Here is a 21,462-nt window from a genome sequence, read left to right as displayed (position 1 = left end):
CGCCCCTTTTCCTTCCTGTTGTCATGCCCTTGATTCTCCAGAGCCTGTCCCCGCTGTCCGCAGCCGATCTCGATGCCGTGCGCGCGGCTGCCCATGCCTCGGCCTTCGTGATGCGTGCCGAAAACGTGGCGGCTGCCGATGACTGCGATCCGCTGACCCCGGCACTGCGCGTGGCGCTCGACGAAATTTGCGGCGTCCGTGGCATCGACTGGGCCGTGGTGCCGGCGGGGCGCAAGCTGTCGGACTTCCGGCTCGTGGCCATGGACATGGACTCGACGCTGATCACCATCGAGTGCATCGACGAAATCGCCGATTTCTGCGGACTGAAGGCCGAAGTGTCAGCGATCACCGAAGCGGCGATGCGGGGCGAGATCACCGACTTCAACGAGAGCCTGCGCCGCCGTGTGGCCCTGCTGAAGGGCCTCGACGCCAGCGTGCTCGACCGCGTGTACGAAGAACGACTACGCCTGTCGCCGGGTGCCGAGAACATGCTCCAGACGATCCAGGCACTGGGCCTGCGCACGCTACTGGTGTCCGGGGGGTTCGTCCACTTCACCGACCAGCTCAAGCCGCGCCTGAGACTCGACTTCACCCGAGCCAACACGCTGGAGATCGTGGATGGCAAGCTGACCGGCAACGTGGTGGGCGAGATCGTCAATGCGGACGTAAAGGCACGTACCGTGCGCGAGGTGTGCGAGCAGATCGGCGCCGAACCGTCGCAGGCCATCGTCATGGGCGACGGTTCGAACGACCTCAAGATGATGGCAGTAGCGGGCCTGTCCGTGGCCTTCCGCGCCAAACCCGTCGTGCGCGAACAGGCCAGTGTGGCGTTCAATCATGTGGGGCTGGACGGGCTGCTGAACCTCTTCCCGCACTGATTCCCGTTTCAAGGCGTGCCTTGCGTCACCTGCAAGGCACCCGCTCCCTCGCTTTCCCTCCCCACTCGCCCCCTCTTGCCACACCTCCGGGCGTTTCCCGCATTACATTTTCGTCATTGGCGCTGACGCGACCAAATCAACGAGATCGCAACATAACGCCTTGATTTCCTTGTGGAATCAAATGCGAATGATTATTATTGTTCGCCTCCCTACATCGTCGTTTCCCGACTGCACAACGCATGCAAGCGTTAGCTATATTCCTATCCCTGGCCGCCGCGGCGTGCCTGTACCTCGCCGCGCCAAATCAACTGCTGGTTGTCGATGCCGAGGGTAAAGGTCGCTCGCCGCTGTCCTCCCGACTGCTCTGCTGGATCGGTGTTGCACTCGCCGTGGCCGGCACCTGGGTCATGAGCGTGCCCGAGGGCTGGGCCGTCGCCATTGCCGCCACCCTCGTGGTCATGACGTGCTTCCTGTCCTTCTGGCCGTTCATTGGCACCTGGCTCCATCACAACCGGATGGACGACGAACCGTCAGAGGTCTCGAAAGAAGGGAGCGCATCATGATCGGCACCAAATGGCTTGCCGGCACGCTGTTGGGCCTGCCCCTGGCCATCGCGCTGTGCACACTCGGCATCTTGTGGCTGCCCGGCGGCTGGGAAGGTGGCGTGGTCCTTGCCATCATGCTCAGCTTCGTCCTATGGGTGGCCATCATCAGCCTGAGCCTGCTGTTCGAGACGAGCCTTCGCGCCTGGCTGTGGCTGGTGGGCGGGAATCTGGTCTGTTACGGCATCCTCGTGGCATTGCGGCTGCTGCACGCGATGCCCCCTGCCTCGGCGCTCTCCGCCGTCACCGGTTCATGAGGCGATACACATGAAAGCCAATACCCTCCGCGTGTTCAACACGCTGCATACCTGGGTCGGCCTGATGGCCGGCTGGGCGCTGTTCATCGCGTTCTTCGCAGGCGCGATCACCGTCTTCCACCACGAACTCCACGTCTGGCAGAATCCGGACCGCCTGGAAGGCAAGCATGCCGCCGAGGTCCATGTCGAGGGCCCCGCCATCGATGCCTTCGTGCAGAAGCTGATCGCCGTTCACCCTGACGCCGCAAACAGCGTCTACGTGGGCCTGCCCAGCCATGAGGAACCGGACTTCAACGCCTACTGGCAGGACAAGGCCGGTGAATGGCACACGATGAACGGCGAGCGCCTGAACGGCGACAAGGCAGCGCAGAACAGCACGTCGCTCGATCACGTCACGGGGGAACTCTCTGCCTTCCTGAACGCCCTGCACTACTCGCTCGGCCTGGGCCTGAACGGCACGTATTTCATGGGGATCATCTCCATCCTGTACGGGCTGGCGCTGGTGTCGGGCGTCATCCTGCATCTGCCGCGACTCAAGAAAGACCTGTTCGCGGTGCGTCCGGGCCGCAACCTGAAGCGGTTCTGGATGGATTCGCACAATGTGATCGGCCTGTTCAGCCTGCCGTTCCACCTGATCTTTGCCATCACTGGCGCGATGTTCTGCCTGTCGCTGGTCATGGTCATGGTGTTCAATGTGCTGACCTTCGACGGCAAGCTGTTCGAGACGATTCCGCGCGTCACGAGTGGCACGTCCGAAGTGTCCGCATCGGGTCGTCCATCGCCCACGATGCCCTCGGCGCAGTTGCTCGCCATCGCACGCGAGCACGGCGGCGAACACTTCACGCCGACCGCGATCCGGTTCCAGCGCTATGGCGATGCGAATGCCGTGGCCGACGTGCGCGGCGAGAGCGCCCGTGCACTGGGCAATGGCGGGTCCGTGGGCATCCACGCGGCAGCCAACGAACCCAACGCCGGCAAACTGATCGCCAACCAAACGGCTAGCGGACGCGACACCAACCACATGGTCTATAGCGCGATGTTCGCGTTGCACTACGGCACCTACGGGGACATGGCCGTGCGCATCGTCTACCTGATCGCGGGCCTGGCGGGTGCCTTCCTGTTCTACTCCGGCAACCTGCTCTGGATCGAAACCCGACGCAAGGCGCGCCAGGCCGAGCAGCCACGTGTACACAAGCTGCTGGCGCAGGCCACAGTGGGCGTCTGCATTGGCACCTGCATCGGCGTGGCGCTGTGCTTCCCGGCCGCGTTGCTGTGGCCAGAGCGTGCCGTGAGCTATGTGTTCTGGCCGGTCTTCGGCGTGGCGGTGGCTTGGGCGCTGGTCCGGCCGCCGATCCGTGCAGCGGTCGAGCTGCTGTACGTGGCCGCCCTTGCCACGCTGACCGTGCCCTTGGCGGACCTGATCCTGGCCGGAGACAATCTGTTCTCGGCCGCGCTCCAGGGTCGTTGGGTCATTGCTGGCTTCGACATCGCCGCCATCGCCATGGCAGTCGGGTATGTCGCGCTGGCACGTGCCACACAACGCCGTGCGCAGAATGGTCCGGTTGAATCGGTCTGGGCGCCACCCGGCGCCGCCGCTCAGGCCGCGCCGCAAGCCACGATGCGCAAGGCCGACGCCTCCTGATTGCAGGTGTCGACGCCTCAAACAAAAAGCCCCGCCATCACTGGCGGGGCTTTTTGTTGAGCGGTTCGCGGCAGCACTCAGCGCAACTGTGCTTCCATGGCTTGCTTGATGTCCCCGATCAGATCGCGCGTATCCTCGAGGCCAATGTAGAAGCGCACCAGTTCGCCAGCGTTCTCCCAATCGGCGGGTGGCCATGTTCCCACCGGCCGCATGGTGTCGACGTGATACGGCACCGCAAGGCTGTGCGCCCCACCCCACGACCAGCCGATGGCGAACAGCTTCAGCGCTTCGACAAAGGCATCGACCTGTTCTCGCGCGTAGCGGCTGTGCAGAATGATCGAGAACAGACCGCTGGCGCCGGAAAAGTCCCGCAGCCACTCGGCATGGCCGGGGCAATCTGGCAGCGCAGGGTGCAGTACGCGCGAGACCTCGGGTCGCTGCTTGAGCCATTCGGCGATTTCCCGTGCCGCGCGGTCGTGGGCGGCCAGCCGGACCGGCATGCTGGACAGGCCACGCAGCACCAGGAAGCAGTCATCCGCCGACACGCCCCAGCCCATGATCATGCGCGTGCGCTTGAGTCGGTCGTGAAGCTTGTCGTCGCGCGTGATCACCGCGCCCATCAGCACATCGCTGCCGCCGGACTGGTACTTGGTCAACGCCTGCACCGAGATATCGATGCCCTTGTCGAACGGCTTGAAATACACACCCGCCGACCAGGTATTGTCGATTGCCGTCACCACGCCGCGTGCCCGTGCTGCGGCCACAATCGCCTCGGAATCGGGCACCTCCATCGTCACGGACCCAGGCGCCTCCATCCAGATCAGCTTGGTATTCGGCTGGATCAGCGCCGCAATGCCCGCTCCGATGGATGGATGGTAGTAACGCACTGTCACGCCAAACTCCCGTGCCAGCCACTCGCCATGATCGCGGTTGGGACCATAGACGTTGTCCGGCACCAGCACATCGTCACCGGCCTTTACCAGCGCAAAGTAAACCAGTGATATTGCCCCCATACCCGACGGCAGCAGCAGCGTCTGGCTGCCACCCTCGATCTGCGCCAACTGCTGGCACAGTGCCTCGCTGGTGGGCGTGGCGTGCAAGCCATAGCGCCAATAGGTTTTGCTGCGGTCGCCATAGGCGCGCAGTTCGGCGAGATTGCGGAAAACGATGGTGGAGCCGCGATACGTCGGCGTCGAGAACGATTCGAAGCCCGGCGCGATGTCGAGGTCGGGTTGGACTGCGGTGGTCTGGGTATAGCGGGACGGATGGCGGGGCGAGTCGGAAGCAGACACGGCGCGTTTCCTCGGAAGACTGGACAGGCGTTCGAGCTTACCAGCAATCAGAAATCCGTCCACCCCTGCGCCGCAATCGCCGCTTCAGGCTCAGCGAGACTAGCGCGACTTGCCCGTCGAGATCGACGATTTCGGCGGTGGCGGCGCGTAGGTCACACCACTGCTGGGTTGCATGTCAAACGGTGGAATAACGAGAAACCCGCCAAACGGCCGGATGAAGAATGGCAGGACGATGGCCGGGTTGTAGGGATCGGTCCACGTTCCGCGCACGGCACCGTTGCGGTCAATCTGGCCGTCCCAGTTACCGGATACACGCGTACCATCGTCGGACTCTTCCATCAGGAAGTTGCCGTTATCCCACTCGCCGGACAACAACCGGACGCCCTTGCCATCGCCCACCGAGTATTCGCCCTGCAGGCTGTCCCGGGTGTCGGACTTCGGCGCCACGCGCATGCGCACCGGCTTGTCGCCAAGCGTGCCCACGTAGACGGGATATTGGGAGTATTCGGCGCGCGGCGCCAGCACGGTGGCTGCGCCGGTGGAGAGCGTGGTTCCGCGCCGGGACTCCCCGGCGCGAATCGCATCATTGATACCAAAGGAGCCGCCCTGCCCCCCCGCCGTCGACAAACTATCGCCAGCCGCCGAGGCGGCCATCGGTGCCGCCAACATCGCGGCCATCGAACATGCGCAAAACGCGTGCAAAGCTGAAGAAAAGCGGGGCAAGGCAGACTTCCTTGGGATGGGGGCTGCCGTGACTTTAAACGCGCTCGAAGATCGCGGCAATCCCCTGGCCGCCGCCGATGCACATCGTCACCAGCGCATAGCGGCCTTGCACGCGCTGCAGTTCGTGAAGCGCCTTCACCGTAATCAGCGCGCCCGTGGCACCGATAGGATGGCCCAGCGAAATGCCCGAACCGTTGGGGTTGACCTTGGCCGGATCGAGTCCCAGCGCCTTCGTCACGGCACAGGCTTGCGCGGCAAACGCTTCGTTGGCCTCGATCACGTCGAGATCCTTGACCGACAGCCCAGCGCGCTCCAGTGCGATCTTTGTTGCCGGAACCGGGCCGATGCCCATCGTCTTGGGATCGACACCTGCATGGCCGTACGACACCAGGCGCGCCAGCGGCTTCAGGCCGCGGCGCTCCGCCTCGGCACGCTCCATCAGCACCACTGCAGCAGCGGCATCGTTCAGACCCGATGCATTGCCCGCCGTGACCGTGCCGTTCTCCTTGACGAAGACCGGCTTGAGCTTGGTCATGTCATCGATGGTCGCATCGTGGCGCACGTGCTCGTCGGTATCGAAGACGACATCGCCCTTGCGGCTCTTCAGCGTGACGGGAACGATCTGGCCCTTGAAATGGCCGGCCTTGATGGCAGCCGACGCGCGGCGATGCGATTCCAACGCTGCCTCGTCCTGCTGCTGGCGCGAGATGTCGTATTCCTTGGCAACGTTCTCTGCGGTCACACCCATGTGGATCGCGTGGAAGGGGTCGTGCAGCGCGCCGAGCATCATGTCGATCAGCTTGGCATCGCCCATGCGCGAACCCCAGCGGGCCATCGGTGCGAGGTATGGCGCACGACTCATGCTTTCCGCACCGCCACCGATGGCGACATCGGCATCGCCAAGCAGAATGGTCTGGGCAGCACTGACAATCGCCTGCAGGCCAGATCCGCACAGGCGGTTGACCGTCAGCGCCGGGGCGTTGATCGACACCCCGCCGTTCACGGCGGCCACGCGCCCCAGGTACATGTCTTTCGGCTCGGTCTGAATGACGTTGCCGAACACCACATGCCCGACGTCGTCGCCGGACACCTTGGCGCGGGCCAGCGCTTCGCGCACCACTAGCGCGCCCAGGTCAGTCGGGGCCAGATCCTTGAGGCTGCCGCCAAAGGTACCAATCGCGGTGCGCACACCGCTGACAACCAGCACTTCACGCGTCATGTCTTGTCTCCATGCGAAATGTTGCGGCGCACAGTATAGACCGCGGAGCGAAAAAGTGAACGACCGTACTTTTACCTAATGGCAGCAGGCCCCGGTATCCGGAAGCCTGTCCTCAGGCGATTTCGCCCCACAGGTCATGACCGTCGGCGCCGGTGATTTTCACGTTGACGAATTCGCCCGCCTTGTAGCGCTGCGACGGCTTGGCGGCCGGATCGATATAGACCAGGCCGTCAATCTCGGGGGCATCAGCAGAAGAACGGCCGATACCACCGTCCTGATTGATTTCATCGACCAGTACGCGAAGCGTTTGTCCGACCTTGCGTTGCAAGCGGCGTGCCGAAACTTCCTCCGCAACTTCCATGAAACGCGCACGACGCTCTTCCCGCACCTCATCGGGTAGCGCACCCGGCAGATCATTGGCCGTGGCACCGTCGACCGGGGAATAGGCGAAGCAGCCCACACGATCCAGCTCGGCTTCCGCAATGAAGTCCAGCAGCGTCTGGAACTCTTGTTCCGTTTCGCCCGGGAAACCCGCGATGAACGTGCTGCGGATAGTCAGGTCCGGACAGATCGCACGCCAGGCCCGGATCCGGTCCAACGTCTTCTCGGCATTGGCCGGACGCTTCATGCGCTTGAGCACGTCCGGATGCGCGTGCTGGAGCGGCACGTCGAGGTACGGCAGCACGTTGCCCTGGTTCATCAGGGGAATGATTTCGTCCACGTGCGGATACGGGTACACATAGTGCAGGCGCACCCACGCGCCATAGTGGCTGGCGAGTTCGCCGAGCGCCGCGACCAGTTCCGTCATGCGCGTCTTCAGCGGGCGACCTGCCCAAAAACCGGTTCGGTACTTCACGTCCACGCCATAGGCACTGGTGTCCTGCGAAATCACGAGCAGTTCCTTGACACCGGCCTTGAACAGGTTTTCCGCCTCAAGCATGACCTCGGCCACCGGGCGCGATACCAGATCCCCGCGCATGGACGGGATGATGCAGAACGAGCAGCGATGGTTGCAGCCTTCCGAAATCTTCAGGTATGCGTAGTGCTTGGGCGTGAGCTTGATGCCGGCAGCCGGCACAAGGTCAGTGAAGGGATCATGCGGTTTCGGCAAGTGCGTGTGAACTGCCTGCATGACCTCGCCCAGCGCATGGGGACCCGTCACGGCGAGCACCTTGGGATGCACCGTGGTCACGATGTCCTGTCCGGCCGAATCCTTCTTCGCCCCCAGGCATCCGGTCACGATGACCTTGCCATTCTCGTTGAGCGCCTCGCCAATGGCATCCAGGCTCTCCTGCACAGCCTCGTCGATGAAGCCGCAAGTGTTGACCACCACAAGGTCGGCGCCGTCATAGGTGCCGCTGATCGCGTAACCTTCGGCGCGCAGTTGCGTGATGATCTGCTCGGAATCGACCAGTGCCTTGGGGCATCCAAGTGACACAAAGCCGACTTTCGGCGCAGGAGTGGACAAAATGTTTTCAGACGACATGGGGCACCGCGTATGTGGGGATTGGGCACGTCCTACCGTCCCCGGTGGCGCGCCGCTGGCTTAAGGGCATCCGGCGAGCCTGCCGGGCGCCGCAATTGCCATGAAAGGCGGAGATTTTACCTTGATCGGGCCGCCTTGGCGTGAGGTTCGGAAGGAGCCGGCCCGGCTGGTTGGAAACGCGTCCTGGTTATAGACCCAGAAGGCGGGTCAACCGATCCATCACGACGTCTCCGCCGATGGCGTATCCGAGCATGGCTCCACCTCCCGAGGTGAACCAGATCACCTTGTTTACACGGTCCCGCAAGGCAAGTATCCGGCCTTCGTTACTCTTGATCTGGGCGGACAGGTTATCTTCCAGACGATCACAACGGGCCTCGGTCTTGTCCTCGCATTTCTGGATGCGATCACCGAGGTCCGTTGCCACGCGATCGATGCGAATTTCGAGGTCACCCCTACTCTCCCGGATCTGCCTACCAAGGTCCGTTCGCACATGCTCGATCTTGTTTTCCGTCGCATCGATGCGGGTGTGCAGATCCACTTCCATCCTGTCGACGCGCGTCTCGAACTTGTCGAATCGCGTTGCAAGCTGTTCGATTGCCGCCAACACCCTGGACTCCGAGGCGTCGATCCGGTCGAGCAGGTATGCATGACCAGCGGACATACGCGTATCAAGCGTCGACAAACGTGTATCGAACGTCGACATACGCGAGTCGAGCGTCGAGATTTGCCCGGCAAGCCGCCCCTCCACCTCGCGCAAATCATTGCGCACTCCCACCTCCACCGCATCGAGCTGACGCTCCCCGCGCTCGACACGTGCTTCGAGCCCCTGCTGCGAAGCCTTCACCTCGCCTATCTCGCGCTGGATGCACGTCAGTTGGGTGTAGATGCCACCGGCGAATTCGACGAGCCGGGTCAAGCCGGTTGGATCGGCGGGTTCAGGCGCCATGCGCCAGAGATTCGCGCTGTCAGACATGAGTTACCCTCCGGACCAGACCGGATGGCATGCAAGGCGGGATACGCTTGGAAAAAGCCATCGTGCAGTGAAAGCAGGATTGTTATGGGGTCGCCCAGTGCTCAGGGCGTTGGCCGATTGGAGCACATGGCGGCTCCCCAAATCCTTGCTCTGCAATCAATAGCGGAGAAAAAAGGCTAAAAGACGCACATCGGACACACATCAGACACGCATTCACAAAAATGCGTGGCAAGCCAACAACTCAAAACGACCCTGCATTGCACAGGGCCGTCGCGGCGCGCGTTCGTGAGGCTACTTCTTGTCCTGCTGGTTGAACGGGAACGTGCCGAACATGTTCTTGGCCTGGCTCTGCATCTGTTCCTGCATCTGCACGAAGAGGTTTTTGCTCTGCTCGATGTAGTTGCTCATCATGCCCTGCATCATCGGACCCTGCAGGTTCATGAACTGCGACCACATGTCGGGGCTGAATGCCTCGCCCGAGTACAGACCCTTCGAGTTCTCGGCCAGCTTGCCCTGAATGTCGATGAATGCCTGGATGTTCTTTTCGAGGTAGGTGCCCATCATGCCCTGCATCGCGTGGCCGTAGAAACGGATGATCTGCGAAAGCATGGCGCTAGAGAACATCGGCACACCGCCGGTTTCCTCTTCCAGGATGATTTGCAGCAGGATGCTGCGTGTCAGCTCCTCGCCGCTCTTGGCGTCGACGACCTTGAAGTCCTCGGTATCCATGACCAGCTGCTTCACATCAGCGAGCGTGATGTAGGTGCTGGTTTGCGTATCGTAGAGCCGGCGATTGGGGTATTTCTTGATCAGTCGCTCTGCGCCTTTTTTGGTCGTGGCCATCGGTGCTCTATCCTTTTGTCGTCGCTGGTGCCGTGGGTCGGCACCGCTGCTGCGCCTTGACTCGCGCTGCTGCACCGCATGCAGTGCAGTGCGCAATGGAGCGCGTCTTCCCCGCCGAGAAACACGCTGCAGGCGCGCAAGAAACAACCGGACCAGACCCATGTGGACCGCGCCACTTTGGTGCCGGTTGCGCCATTGCCCTGATTCTATGCTCAAGAAAGCACTATGGAAAGCTGGCCGCGTTTAAGGAAAACCCGCAGCATTTGATTGTCCAGCCCCCAAAAGCAAACCGTCCGCATGCCAGCGACATGCGGACGGTGATGCGAATGCCAGGCCATCTCGGTGCAGCACTCGATGGTTTGTGCAGCGCGCCAGATGCGCCGCATCATCGGCAACCTCCGTGACGGCCTGCCGCCCCTCGCGGGCAACGCGCCGTCGCAGAGGTCCGCCTCGACATCAGCCCATGTGCAGGCCGCCGTTCAGGGAGAAGTCCGCACCCGTGGAGAAACCGGACTCTTCCGAAGCCAGCCAGGCGCAGATCGATGCGATTTCAGCCGGCTCGCCCAGGCGCTTCACCGGGATCGTGCCGACGATCTTGTCCAGCACATCCTGACGGATCGACTTCACCATGTCCGTGGCGATATAGCCCGGCGACACGGTATTGACCGTCACGCCCTTCGTGGCCATTTCCTGCGCCAGGGCCATCGTGAAGCCGTGCAGGCCGGCCTTGGCTGTCGAATAGTTGGTCTGGCCGAACTGCCCCTTCTGGCCGTTCACCGACGAGATGTTGATCACGCGGCCGAAGCCACGATCCGCCATGCCATCGATGACCTGCTTGGTCACGTTGAACAGCGACGTCAGGTTGGTGTCGATCACCGCATCCCAATCGGCACGCGTCATCTTGCGGAACACCACATCGCGCGTGATGCCGGCGTTGTTGACCAGAATGTCGACCTCACCCACCTCGGCCTTCACTTTCTCGAAAGCCGCCTTGGTCGAATCCCAGTCCGCCACGTTGCCTTCGGACGCCACGAACTCGAAACCGAGCGCGCGTTGTTGTTCGAGCCACTTCTCGCGACGCGGCGAGTTCGGGCCGCAGCCCGCCACCACCTTATAGCCCTCTTTTGCCAGGCGTTGGCAAATCGCGGTTCCGATGCCACCCATGCCGCCGGTCACGTATGCAATGCGCTGAGTCATATCCACTCCTAGTTGGCTCGATCGGTTCGTTGTTGTCGAAACTTTTCGGTCGTTGTTGTCAATGCCGGCGGCGGTTCCTCGGTACGTACCGCCGGCATACCCCTCATGCACGTCTAGCCAATGCTTTTGTTATGTATTGCAGTTCAACGTTCGACTGCCAGCGCCACGCCCATGCCACCGCCGATGCACAGCGAGGCCAGGCCCTTCTTGGCGTCGCGGCGCTTCATCTCGTGCAGCAGCGTCACCAGGATGCGGCAGCCGGATGCGCCGATCGGGTGGCCGATGGCAATCGCGCCACCGTTCACATTGATCTTCGACTGGTCCCAGCCCATTTCCTTGTGCACCGCCAGCGCCTGCGCCGCAAATGCCTCGTTGATTTCCATCAGGTCGAGATCCTGCACGCCCCAGCCCGCACGCGACAGGCAGCGTCGGCTGGCCGGCACCGGGCCCATGCCCATCACGGCCGGGTCCACGCCGGCATTGGCGTAGGCCTTGATCGTCGCCAGCGGCGTCAGGCCAAGTTCCTTGGCCTTGGCGGCCGACATCACCACCACGGCGGCGGCGCCGTCGTTGAGGCCGGAGGCATTTGCGGCCGTCACCGTGCCCGCCTTGTCGAACGCCGGCTTCAGGCCCGACATGCTATCCAGCGTGGCGCCCTGACGCACGAACTCATCGGTCTTGAACGCCACCGGATCGCCCTTACGCTGCGGAATCATCACCGGCACGATTTCCTCGTCGAATTTGCCGGCCTTCTGAGCCGCTTCGGCCTTGTTCTGCGAACCGACTGCGAACTCGTCCTGCGCTTCGCGCGTGATGCCATATTCCTTGGCCACGTTTTCGGCGGTGATGCCCATGTGGTACTTGTTGTACACGTCCCATAGGCCATCGACGATCATCGTGTCGACGAGCTTGGCATCACCCATGCGGAAGCCGTCGCGCGAGCCCGGCAGCACGTGCGGGGCCGCGCTCATGTTCTCCATGCCACCCGCCACGACGATCTCTGCCTCGCCGGCGATGATGGCATTGGCGGCCAGCATCACGGCTTTCAGGCCCGAGCCGCACACCTTGTTGATGGTCATGGCCGGCACCATGTCCGGCAGGCCGGCTGAGCGCGACGCCTGGCGGGCCGGGTTCTGGCCCGAGCCGGCCGTCAGCACCTGGCCCATGATCACTTCGCTCACCTGGTCGGGCTTGACGCCTGCGCGCTCCAGCGCGGCCTTGATCACGAGTGCGCCCAGCTCCGGTGCGGGGATCTTGGCCAGGGAGCCACCGAATTTGCCTACGGCGGTGCGAGCTGCGGAAACAATGACGATGTCGGTCATGTGAGGTCCTTTCGAGAAAACGAATCGCGGATCGGTTCGAAACGGGGCCGGCGGCTCATCCGCCGCCCCGGCAAAATCAGGCGCGCTGCTTGACGTAGCGTCCCGGTGCAGGCTCGATCGCCTTGTAGTGGGCGTTGCCGTAGGTATCAGGCGCCGCACGCTTCTGGCCGGCCTGCTTGCCGAGCCATGCCATCCAGTCCGGCCACCAGCTACCCGGATGTTCCTCCGCGCCAGCCAGCCATTCATGGGCCGAAACGGGCAGCGTATCACTGGTCCAGTGACTACGCTTCTTCTTGGCTGGCGGGTTGATGACGCCGGCAATGTGCCCAGAGGCGCCCAGCACGAAGCGCAGCTTGTTTTTCAGCAGTGCGGTGGAAGCATACGCAGCCGACCACGGCACGATATGGTCCTCGCGCGAGCCGTAGATATACGTCGGCACGTCGATGGCACCCAGGTCCACCGGGGCATTGCAGACGGTCAGCTTGCCCGGCACCTTCAATTCGTCCTGCAGGTAGGTATGGCGGAGGTACCAGCAATACCAGGGTCCGGGCAGGTTGGTGGCGTCGCCGTTCCAGAACAGCAGATCGAAGGGCACAGGCGTGTTGCCCTTCAGGTAGTTGTCGACCACGTAGTTCCAGACCAAATCGTTCGGACGCAGGAACGAGAACGTGTTCGCCAGTTCCACTCCCCGCAGCAGACCGCACGGCGCACCCGATGCGCCGCCCAGCGTAGCCTCGCGCAGTTGCACATGCGATTCATCGACAAAGACGTCGAGGATGCCGGTGTCGGCAAAGTCGAGTAGCGTGGTGAGCAGGGTCAGGCTGGCTGCGGGCCGCTCGCCGCGTGCCGCCAGCACGGCAAGCGCCGTGGAAATGATGGTGCCACCCACGCAGAACCCGAGCACGTTGATCTTGTCGAGACCGCTGATGTCGCGCGCCACCTCGATCGCGCGGATGGCTGCATGCTCGATGTAGTCGTCCCAGGTCCGCTCGGCCATCGAGGCATCGGGGTTCCGCCACGACACCAGGAACACCGTGTGCCCCTGCTCCACCGCGTGCCGCACCAGCGAGCTTTCGGGCTGCAGGTCAAGGATGTAGTACTTGTTGATGCACGGCGGCACCAGCAGCAGCGGCCGCGCGTAGACCTTGTCGGTCAGCGGCTTGAACTGCAGCAACTGGAAGTATTCGTTCTCGTAGACGACAGCGCCTTCGGTTACGGCAACATTGCGGCCCACCTCGAAGGCGGTCTCATCGGTCTGCGAAATCTTGCCGCGCCCCAGATCCTCCAGCATGTTGCGCACGCCGTTGCGCAGCGATTCGCCGCCGGACTCGATCAGGCGCTGCTGGGCATCCGGATTGGTCGCCAGGAAGTTGGCCGGCGACATCGCATCGACCCACTGCGAAACCGCAAAGCGGATGCGTTGGCGCACCTTGGGATCGGCTTCCACAGCATCGGCAAGCTCGGTCATGGCGCGCGCCGTGAGCAGGTAGAACGCGGCCGTGTAGCGATATGCCGCATTGTTGCGCCATGCATCGCTGGCAAAGCGGCGATCGGACAGACGCTGGCTGGCAGCACCGGCTTGCCCGGCCTGCGGCGCACCATTCGGCACCATGGCCCCGGCACCCATTTCACGCCAGAGTTCGGTGAAATCCTTCAGATAGCGTTCCTGGATGCTGGCGAGCTGCGTGGGCGCGATCTTCACCGCACCATTGGCACCATTGCCCTGCAGAGCCTGGAACGCCTTGGCGAATGCATCGCCGCCCGGAAAGCTGCCGGGGAAACCGTTCGGAAGACCATTCGGGAAGCCACCGGGGAATGCACCGGCCAAGCCGGCGGGAAAACCAGGCGGCATCGCGCCGTTGGTTTCGGGTGCCCACTGACGGGACCACTCCAGCCAGGCGGCTGGGTCGAATGGCCCCGGCGCAAATTGAAACGGTTGGGACTTGTCTTCCTTTCCGGAAGCTGCCGCACCTTTGCCGGTCGCCATGATGTATTCGTCTCTCTGCCGTCGTGATGGTTGACGGGCACGGGGTAACTGTCTCCCGACCCGCCCCGGAATCCGGGATGCGTTAGCGGGCCGCCTGAGCGGCTCGCCACTTACGCTATGCTTGCCGGCGAAACCCTGATACTTCCTCGGTTCCGATACATTTGAAGGCATTGTTGCCTTGCAATGTAGAGGCTGTCAATGCGGAATTCCGCATTCCCATGCGGGCGCCAGGGAAGTGATGTCCGACCTACCGGACGGCCCAAGCGGGTTGCCGGGGTTCGGAACCCGCCTACCAGAGAGAGATGAACGGCTGATGTATATCGTGGCAATTGGCTGGCTATATGTGGCGCTGATGATGGCCATCACGGAGACAAACGTGGTGGCCGGTGTGGCCACGTTCCTGTGCTACGGGCTGGCGCCCGTCTCGCTGGTGATGTACATCCTGGGCACACCGGGCAGGCGGCAGCGGCGACGCGCACGGGAAGAGGCGGAAGCCCGCGCAGCGGTGGACGCGGCGGAAACCCCGGGAACTTCGAGCGCGCCGTCTTCTGCCGTGCGGGACGGCGACGCCTAGGCTTCCAGCCAGACCATCGTGGCCATGCGACCCGTAGTGCGGTCGCGGCGATAGGAGTAGAAGCGGTCTGCGTCGGTTACCGTGCAGGTATCGCCGCCAAAGACCTGCGTGCAGCCAGCTCGCGCCAGGCGTATGCGTGCCAGCGCGTAGAGGTCGGCCATGTACTTGCCCTGCCCCACCGCGACGAATGCCGCATCGACTTCGGCCTGTTCGTGTTGGAACGCGCGATCGAGGAATGCTGCGCGGACTTCCGCGCCCACTTCGAACGCATCGGGGCCGATCGCAGGCCCCAGCCACGCCAGCCATTGCGGCATGCCGCCCGCGCGCTGCGCCATGCGCGACAGCGTGGCCTCGATCACGCCATCGCACAGACCTCGCCAGCCGGCATGCGCCGCGCCGACGACAGTACCCGCCGTATCGCAAAGCAGCACGGGCAGGCAATCGGCTGTCATGATCGCGCAAACGTCGCCCGGCCGCCCCGAAATGCTGGCATCGGCTTGCTGGATCTCGCTCCCGGCATCGCCATGCTCTGCCGTGGCCACGCCACAGCCATGCACCTGTTCCAACCAGAGCGGCATGGCGGGCAGGCTGCGGGCCAGCCGCGCACGGTTGGCCGCAACGGCGGACGGATCGTCGCCGACATGGGTGCCGAGATTCAGCCCGCCCGTCGAGCCATCGGCCAGCCCATAGGCGCCGCGACTGACACCGCCCTGACGCGTGGTAGACAGCGCGCGCACATTTGCCGGGGCCGGCCAGTCCGGGACGAGCCACGAAGTTGAAATAGCTGTCGATTCAGTCGTCATCGGCCTCGCCTTCGTACCACGTGCCTTCGTCGTGGTAATCGTCGTAGTCATCGTCCTGTTCCGCGTGCCCCTCAAAGTCGAGCGCGGCAATCAGCGCCTGCAGGTCCTCGGGTGGCTGGGTTTCCCAGGAGATCTTGCGACCCGTAGCCGGATGCACGAGTCCAAGCTTGTAGGCATGCAGCGCCTGGCGCGTATACGGCACCGGCAGCGGCACCCGGATTGCCTGACGCTGACCGCGCTGGGTGGCCTTGTAGTAGACCGGATCGCCCACGAGCGGATGACCAATGGACTCGAAATGCACGCGAATCTGGTGCGTGCGGCCCGTTTCAAGTTGGCACATCACCATCGACACGTGCGACCGGCCCAGCGGCACGGTGCCGAGCGTCTTGAAATGCGTACGCGAAGGCTTGCCGCTGTTCGTGTAGACGATGGCCATGCGGGTCCGCTCGCGCGGATCGCGGGCAATCGGTGCGTCGATGGTGCCTTCCTCGGGCGTTTCGCCCCACACCAGCGCGAGATAGGTCCGCTTGACCGTACGCGCAGCCAGTTGGCGCACCAGATCGGTCTGCGCGGTCAGCGTGCGGGCCACCACCATCAGGCCGGACGTCTCCTTGTCCAGCCGATGCACGATACCGGCGCGCGGCAGCCGTGCCGCGTGCGGATCGCGATACAGCAGGCCATTGAGCACCGTGCCGCTCCAGTTTCCTGCAGCAGGATGCACCACCAGACCGGGCGGCTTGTCGATGACCAGCAGCGTATCGTCCTCGTAGACCACGTTGAGCGGCACATCCTCGGCCGTGAAAGCCGTGGATTCGGGTGCCGCCTGCGGGCGGATCTCGATCTGCTGCCCCATCTGCATCGATGCCTTGGCGCGGCTCGGTTCTCCGTCCACGCGCACGGCGCCCTCTTCGATCCATTGCTGGATGCGGCTGCGGGAGAACTCGCTGAAGTGGCGTGCGAGCAATTTATCGAGCCGTTCGCCGTGATCGGCACTGCCGACTTCCATGAACTGGGGCACGAGATCGGGGGCGGCAGGCGCTGCCACGAGCACGTCGTCCTGCAACTCCCCACCTTCGTCGAGGACCTCGAATGGGTCGTTCAAGTCCCCATTGACGGGGGCTGCGGCCTCCCTGGATTCGACCTGACTGTCCAGACCGGTTTCGGCGCTGGGGCTTCGGCTATAATGCTTGGCGGTATTTTTCTTCATCCGGAACAGGTTGCCCATGCAATTGCAGAGCATGAAACGCGCGGATTGGCGCGCGAAAATTGGAGCGGTTTTGCTCGCAGGCGGCTGCGTCATGCTGTCGGCATGCGGCCTGCTTGGAGACCAGCCTGACGAAACAGCCAGCTGGTCGGCTAACAAATTATATTCGGAAGCCAAGGATGCCCTCGACGGCGGCGACTATACGCGTGCCGTGAAGCTCTATGAAAAGCTCGAGGGCCGCTATCCGTTCGGCCGTTACGCGCAGCAGGCACAGATCGACACTGCCTATGCCAGCTACAAGGATGGCGAGACCGCTGCCGCGCTGGCAGCTGTGGACCGGTTCATCCAGCTGCACCCGAGCCATCCGAATATCGATTACGCCTACTACCTCAAGGGCCTGATCAATTTCAACGACAACCTGGGCTGGCTGGGCCGCTTCTCGGGCCAGGATCTCAGCGAGCGCGACCCCAAGGCCGCCCGCGCTGCCTACGATGCGTTCCAGATCCTGATCACGCGCTATCCGGACAGCAAGTACACACCCGATGCCACGCAGCGGATGCAGTACATCGTCAACTCGCTGGCCCAGCACGAAGTGCATGCGGCACGCTACTACTACCGTCGCGGCGCCTACCTCGCCGCAGTCAATCGCGCGCAGCAGGCGCTGAAAGACTATGACGGTGCTCCGGCCAACGAGGAAGCGCTCTACATCATGGTGCGCTCGTACGACGCGCTTGGCATGAAGGATCTGCGCGACGACACCGCACGGGTGATGGAACGCAACTACCCGAACAGCGACTTCATCAAGTACGGTGCGCGCAAGAAGGACAAGGCGTGGTGGGAAGTCTTCTGATCTGGAAGCACTGACCATGCAGCATTGACTGCCTGAAAGCAAAACACCCCGAATGCCGGTCACTGGCTTCGGGGTGTTTTGTTTTGCGGGGCCGTCTGCGCATCGGCCTCAGGCATTACTCAGGCATCGGCGTCGCTGGTCTCAGGCCCTCCCGCTCCTTCGACCGTCTTGCCGTTCAGCCCTTCCAGGAAGCGGATCACCGTCTCGGCCTCACGCGTACGCGTGAACGGCGGCAGGCTCTGCCAGATCTGGCGACCGTAGGGTTTTTCCACCAGCCGTGTATCGCAGATCATCAGCACGCCGCGATCGGACTCCGACCGGATCAGGCGTCCAGCGCCCTGCTTCAGCGTGATGACCGCATGCGGCAACTGATGCACGGCAAACGGACTCAAACCCTTCTTCTGCAGCACCTCCATGCGCGCCGCGAGGACGGGATCATCGGGCGGCGCGAATGGCAGCTTGTCGATGATGACGAGCGACAGCGCTTCGCCGCGCACGTCCACGCCTTCCCAGAAACTCTGGCTGCCCACCAATACGGCATTGCCGAGTTGGCGGAAGCGGTCCAGCAGTTCCGTGCGGCTCGCCTGGCCCTGGACGAGCAGCGGCAGATTCAGACCCTTCTCGGCAAACAGGTCGTAAAGCATGTCCGACGCCTTCTGCACCGCGCGCAGCGTGGTGCAGAGCAGGAACGTGCGACCTCCGGCCGCCTCGATCAGCGGCAGCGCCTTCTCCACGACGGCTTCCGTAAACTGCGGGGAATTCGGCGCCGGCATCTCGCGCGGCACGTAGAGCAGGCCCTGCTTCGCGTAGTCGAAGGGGCTAGGCAACGTCAACGAGCGGTCCTTGTCGAGTCCGAGCTGCGCGGCGTAGTGCGTGAAATTGCCCTTGACCGATAGCGTGGCCGACGTGAATACCCATGCGCGCGGATGCCCGGCGCGCTGGCGCGAGAAGATCGGCGCAATCGAAAGCGGTGTGCGATGCAGTTGCACCGTGTGAGAGAAGACCTCTACCCAACGCACGGTTTCCGGGCCCAGTGACATCGGCTCGGGCGCTGCAGCCGTCTCGGCACCATCTGCACCTTCTTCCGCCACGGCGGGTGTCGGGGTGACACTCACGCGGTCATCGCGCCATGCCGCCAGTCGCTGCGCCAGTTCCACGGCGCGGCGATGGCACTGCTCAAGCGTTTCGGCACGCTCGGCCTGCGACTCCAGCGCCTCGACAAAATCGGACAAGGCAGTGTCCAGCGCATCGAGCGTTTCATTGAACGGTTCGCGCATGCGTGGATCGGCCTCGATCTGACCCAGCGCCAGCCGCATGTTCTCCTTGCTGAACGCCAGCCGCAGGTCGCGCGCGGCGCGTTCGAGCGGCGCACCCAGGGCCACCCAGTCCACGGCATCGCGTGCATGGGACAGCCCTTCGGCCACGGTATCGCGCGCCAGTTCAAGCAACTGGCTCGTGGACAGCGTCTCGCCGAAGAACAGCGTGGCCGTTTCCGGCAACTGGTGGGCTTCGTCGAAGATCACGGTATTGGCGGCGGGCAGCAGTTCGGCCATGCCGGTATCGCGCAGCACCACATCGGCAAAGAACAGGTGGTGGTTGACCACCACCACGTCCGCCTGCTGGGCCTCCTTGCGCGCCCGCATCACAAAGCATTCCTTGTACTGCGGGCATTCGCTGCCCAGGCAGTTGTCGCGCGTGGACGTGACCATTTGCCAGACGGGCGCGTTTTCGGGCACGGCAGCCAGTTCGGCCTTGTCACCGGTCGCGGTGGTCTTGGCGAACTTCGCGATGTCGCGCAACCATGCCGCATCCTGCTTGGATGCCAACCGGCCATTGGCCTGCGCGCGCTCCAGGTGGTAGTGGCACAGGTAGTTGGCACGGCCCTTGAGCAGCGCGATCGATATCGGCACGTTCAGTGCATGACGCACCGTCGGGATATCGCGCAGATAAAGCTGGTCTTGCAGGTTCTTTGTGCCCGTGGACAGTATGACCTTGCCGCCCCACAGCATCGCCGGTACGAGGTAGGCAAAGGTCTTGCCGGTGCCGGTGCCGGCTTCGACGATGACCGTATCGTTCTGCGAAATGGCATCCGCCACCGCCTCGGCCATCTTCTGCTGCGAGGCCCGTGGACGATAGCCGGGAATGGCCGTCGCCAGCGTGCCGGTCTCCGCGAACATCGTCGACAGTTGCGACTTCTGCAAGGCCACCTGGCTGGCAGAAGCCACCGCTACCGCTTCGCCGATGGATTCGGGAGGCTCGGCGGGTTCGGGCGTGTCGGCGGCTGGATCACCGGGCAGGTCTGCGGCGTCGGAGAGGAGATCGGGCTGGGGCAAGATGTTTGGGTGGGGTTTTCTTTTGGGCGGCCTCGCCTGATGCGAACGGGCCGGGCACTGCTACCGGGGTCAGGCCGGTACGTCCGGTTCCACGTGCAGTTGCAGCAGCGTGATGGCGTCCTTGAGCTTGAGCCGGCGCTTCTTGAGCCGACGCAACTGCAGTTCGTCATGCGCGGGATCGGATGACAGTCGGTCGATCAGGAAATCCAGATCGCGGTGTTCGATCTGTAATTCAATGATCTGCCGTTCCAGGGTGTTCAGATGTTCATCCATGATGCCTTCCTGCTGCACTGCGGCGGCGGATGCCACCGCAAAGGGCGCGCCGAATCAGAAGCCGAACGGACTCGGACTCTTCCCGCTGCCCTGCCCTTCCTTCTGCTTTTCCTCGGCCTTGGCCCGGCGTTCATCCAGATCCTTCTGGCGCTGCACCGCGTCCTGCTGCTTCTGCTCGTAGGCCTTGACGTTTTCTTGTCGCTGACGCGCCTGCTCGGCCCCCTTCTGACGGGCTTCCTCGATGCGGGCGTCGCGCTCGCCCTGCTTCTGCTGGTACGCCGCCGCGTTGGCAGCGCGCTCAGGCGCCTGCGCATTGGCCTGCGCATCGCGCGCCGCCTGCTCCTGCTGCTTGCGGTCGAACGCGTCGCGGCTGGCCTGTTCGTTGGCCGCGCGGCCCGGCTGGCCCGCTTCGTACTCGGCGCGGCGGATAGCCTGGTTGCGGTCGCGCTGGGCGGCCCGGAAGGCCCGCTCGGCATCGCCCACCTCAAGATCCTTGGCGCGCAGCACCTGCAACTCCGCGCGCTGCTGATCCTTGGCCTTGTCGATGCAGTTGTTGGTCAGGAACTTGCTGTAGCACTCGCGCTCGGCCACCGCAAAACGGTACTTGGCCCATGCGCGCGAATCGTCGATGGCGCGGCGCTCGGCCTGGAAGTCGCGCGGCGTGCCCGGATCGGCCGGAATAGCCGGATTGGCAGCCGCCGCGGATGGGGCCGACGCCTGCGCGTGCGCAGCATGCGGCGCGACGGCCAGCAGTGCGGCCAGAGCGAAGGCGGAAACAGTAAGGGAAAGCGGGAGAGCCATGACGGCCGCTTGGGGCTTGACGATCATGGCGCGATTCTAGCATCCGGGGCCACATCGGGCCCCCGCGCGAAGCGTTACGAAGTGAGCCCGGGACCATGGCCGCGCGCATCGTGCCGAATTGCGGGTGTAAAAGGTGTCTCTCCGTCACCGGAACGGTCCTGCGCTTGTGGCACAATGCCCCGCTTTCGACTGACCGTTTTCTC

21 protein-coding genes are annotated in these 21,462 nt (G+C 63.6%); 6 read left to right on the top strand and 15 right to left on the bottom strand.

Translation table 11 applies throughout. The annotated features are described in order from the left end of the window. Window positions 1-23: 23 nt before the first annotated feature. The 4 genes from serB to FFS21_RS08810 all read left to right on the top strand — a co-directional run bounded on the left by serB (window position 24) and on the right by FFS21_RS08810 (window position 3,379). Window positions 24-878, top strand: a complete 855-nt coding sequence (serB, locus tag FFS21_RS08825) for a phosphoserine phosphatase SerB (RefSeq protein ID WP_137924446.1) — start codon at window positions 24-26, stop codon at window positions 876-878. A gap of 239 nt (window positions 879-1,117) precedes the next feature. Further along, window positions 1,118-1,441 carry a hypothetical protein gene (locus FFS21_RS08820; RefSeq protein WP_137924445.1) on the top strand — a complete coding sequence of 108 codons (324 nt, stop codon included), beginning with the start codon at window positions 1,118-1,120 and terminating at the stop codon, window positions 1,439-1,441. Beyond that, entirely contained in the window at window positions 1,438-1,737 is a 300-nt protein-coding gene (locus tag FFS21_RS08815; protein ID WP_137924444.1) for a hypothetical protein, read from the top strand. The genes FFS21_RS08820 and FFS21_RS08815 overlap by 4 nt, the downstream gene beginning before the upstream one ends. A gap of 10 nt (window positions 1,738-1,747) precedes the next feature. Next, window positions 1,748-3,379 (top strand): PepSY-associated TM helix domain-containing protein, encoded by a 1,632-nt coding sequence (locus tag FFS21_RS08810; protein ID WP_137924443.1) that lies wholly within the window; start codon window positions 1,748-1,750, stop codon window positions 3,377-3,379. 77 nt (window positions 3,380-3,456) lie between these two features. Here FFS21_RS08810 and FFS21_RS08805 read toward each other — a convergent pair whose 3' ends face one another. The 10 genes from FFS21_RS08805 to phaC all read right to left on the bottom strand — a co-directional run bounded on the left by FFS21_RS08805 (window position 3,457) and on the right by phaC (window position 14,421). Next, a complete protein-coding gene (locus FFS21_RS08805; protein ID WP_137924442.1) occupies window positions 3,457-4,671 on the bottom strand; it encodes a cystathionine beta-lyase in 1,215 nt (404 codons plus the stop codon). A gap of 99 nt (window positions 4,672-4,770) precedes the next feature. After that, the gene (locus tag FFS21_RS08800; RefSeq protein WP_370459273.1) at window positions 4,771-5,349 is read right to left on the bottom strand and encodes a hypothetical protein; all 579 of its coding nucleotides are present in this window, start codon (window positions 5,347-5,349) and stop codon (window positions 4,771-4,773) included. Window positions 5,350-5,428: 79 nt separating this feature from the next. Beyond that, a complete protein-coding gene (gene bktB, locus FFS21_RS08795) occupies window positions 5,429-6,613 on the bottom strand; it encodes a beta-ketothiolase BktB (RefSeq protein WP_137924441.1) in 1,185 nt (394 codons plus the stop codon). Between the two features lie 112 nt (window positions 6,614-6,725). Then, window positions 6,726-8,099, bottom strand: coding sequence for a 30S ribosomal protein S12 methylthiotransferase RimO (gene rimO, locus FFS21_RS08790; protein WP_137924440.1), 1,374 nt, complete (start codon window positions 8,097-8,099; stop codon window positions 6,726-6,728). A 187-nt stretch (window positions 8,100-8,286) separates the two neighbouring features. Next, window positions 8,287-9,072 carry a hypothetical protein gene (locus FFS21_RS08785; RefSeq protein ID WP_137924439.1) on the bottom strand — a complete coding sequence of 262 codons (786 nt, stop codon included), beginning with the start codon at window positions 9,070-9,072 and terminating at the stop codon, window positions 8,287-8,289. Between the two features lie 291 nt (window positions 9,073-9,363). After that, on the bottom strand, window positions 9,364-9,915 hold the full coding sequence (gene phaR, locus FFS21_RS08780; protein ID WP_137924438.1) for a polyhydroxyalkanoate synthesis repressor PhaR: 552 nt from the start codon (window positions 9,913-9,915) through the stop codon (window positions 9,364-9,366). Between the two features lie 212 nt (window positions 9,916-10,127). Continuing rightward, window positions 10,128-10,304, bottom strand: coding sequence for a hypothetical protein (locus FFS21_RS31970; protein ID WP_171020354.1), 177 nt, complete (start codon window positions 10,302-10,304; stop codon window positions 10,128-10,130). A gap of 67 nt (window positions 10,305-10,371) precedes the next feature. Then, window positions 10,372-11,112: a 3-ketoacyl-ACP reductase gene (locus FFS21_RS08775; RefSeq protein WP_137924437.1), complete on the bottom strand. Its 741-nt coding sequence runs from the start codon at window positions 11,110-11,112 to the stop codon at window positions 10,372-10,374. 143 nt (window positions 11,113-11,255) lie between these two features. Beyond that, window positions 11,256-12,434, bottom strand: coding sequence for an acetyl-CoA C-acetyltransferase (locus FFS21_RS08770; RefSeq protein WP_137924436.1), 1,179 nt, complete (start codon window positions 12,432-12,434; stop codon window positions 11,256-11,258). Window positions 12,435-12,510: 76 nt separating this feature from the next. Next, a complete protein-coding gene (gene phaC / locus FFS21_RS08765) occupies window positions 12,511-14,421 on the bottom strand; it encodes a class I poly(R)-hydroxyalkanoic acid synthase (RefSeq protein ID WP_137924435.1) in 1,911 nt (636 codons plus the stop codon). A gap of 313 nt (window positions 14,422-14,734) precedes the next feature. On the opposite strand from phaC, the gene FFS21_RS08760 reads away from it, so the two are divergent. Then, the gene (locus FFS21_RS08760) at window positions 14,735-14,995 is read left to right on the top strand and encodes a hypothetical protein (protein WP_137924434.1); all 261 of its coding nucleotides are present in this window, start codon (window positions 14,735-14,737) and stop codon (window positions 14,993-14,995) included. Here the strand turns inward: FFS21_RS08760 and pgeF are convergent. Together pgeF and FFS21_RS08750 are read right to left on the bottom strand one after the other, a co-directional pair. Further along, a complete protein-coding gene (pgeF, locus tag FFS21_RS08755) occupies window positions 14,992-15,798 on the bottom strand; it encodes a peptidoglycan editing factor PgeF (protein WP_137924433.1) in 807 nt (268 codons plus the stop codon). The two genes, FFS21_RS08760 and pgeF, sit on opposite strands and share 4 nt — an antisense overlap. Next, entirely contained in the window at window positions 15,788-17,005 is a 1,218-nt protein-coding gene (locus FFS21_RS08750; protein WP_137924432.1) for an RluA family pseudouridine synthase, read from the bottom strand. The genes pgeF and FFS21_RS08750 overlap by 11 nt, the downstream gene beginning before the upstream one ends. Before the next feature lie 16 nt (window positions 17,006-17,021). Here FFS21_RS08750 and FFS21_RS08745 point away from each other — a divergent pair, with 16 nt between their 5' ends. After that, on the top strand, window positions 17,022-17,852 hold the full coding sequence (locus tag FFS21_RS08745; RefSeq protein ID WP_137924431.1) for an outer membrane protein assembly factor BamD: 831 nt from the start codon (window positions 17,022-17,024) through the stop codon (window positions 17,850-17,852). Window positions 17,853-17,971: 119 nt separating this feature from the next. Here the strand turns inward: FFS21_RS08745 and yoaA are convergent, their stop codons facing one another. The 3 genes from yoaA to FFS21_RS08730 all read right to left on the bottom strand — a co-directional run bounded on the left by yoaA (window position 17,972) and on the right by FFS21_RS08730 (window position 21,286). Then, window positions 17,972-20,029, bottom strand: a complete 2,058-nt coding sequence (yoaA, locus tag FFS21_RS08740) for a DNA repair helicase YoaA (protein ID WP_137924488.1) — start codon at window positions 20,027-20,029, stop codon at window positions 17,972-17,974. A 225-nt stretch (window positions 20,030-20,254) separates the two neighbouring features. Beyond that, a complete protein-coding gene (locus FFS21_RS08735; RefSeq protein WP_137924430.1) occupies window positions 20,255-20,458 on the bottom strand; it encodes a DUF465 domain-containing protein in 204 nt (67 codons plus the stop codon). 54 nt (window positions 20,459-20,512) lie between these two features. Beyond that, complete coding sequence (locus FFS21_RS08730; RefSeq protein WP_137924429.1) at window positions 20,513-21,286, bottom strand: hypothetical protein; 774 nt, start codon at window positions 21,284-21,286, stop codon at window positions 20,513-20,515. Window positions 21,287-21,462 lie beyond the last annotated feature (176 nt).

Source organism: Cupriavidus sp. 2SB, from assembly GCF_005503625.1.
Classification (GTDB): domain Bacteria; phylum Pseudomonadota; class Gammaproteobacteria; order Burkholderiales; family Burkholderiaceae; genus Cupriavidus.
This window is presented reverse-complemented; position numbering and strand designations above follow the sequence as displayed.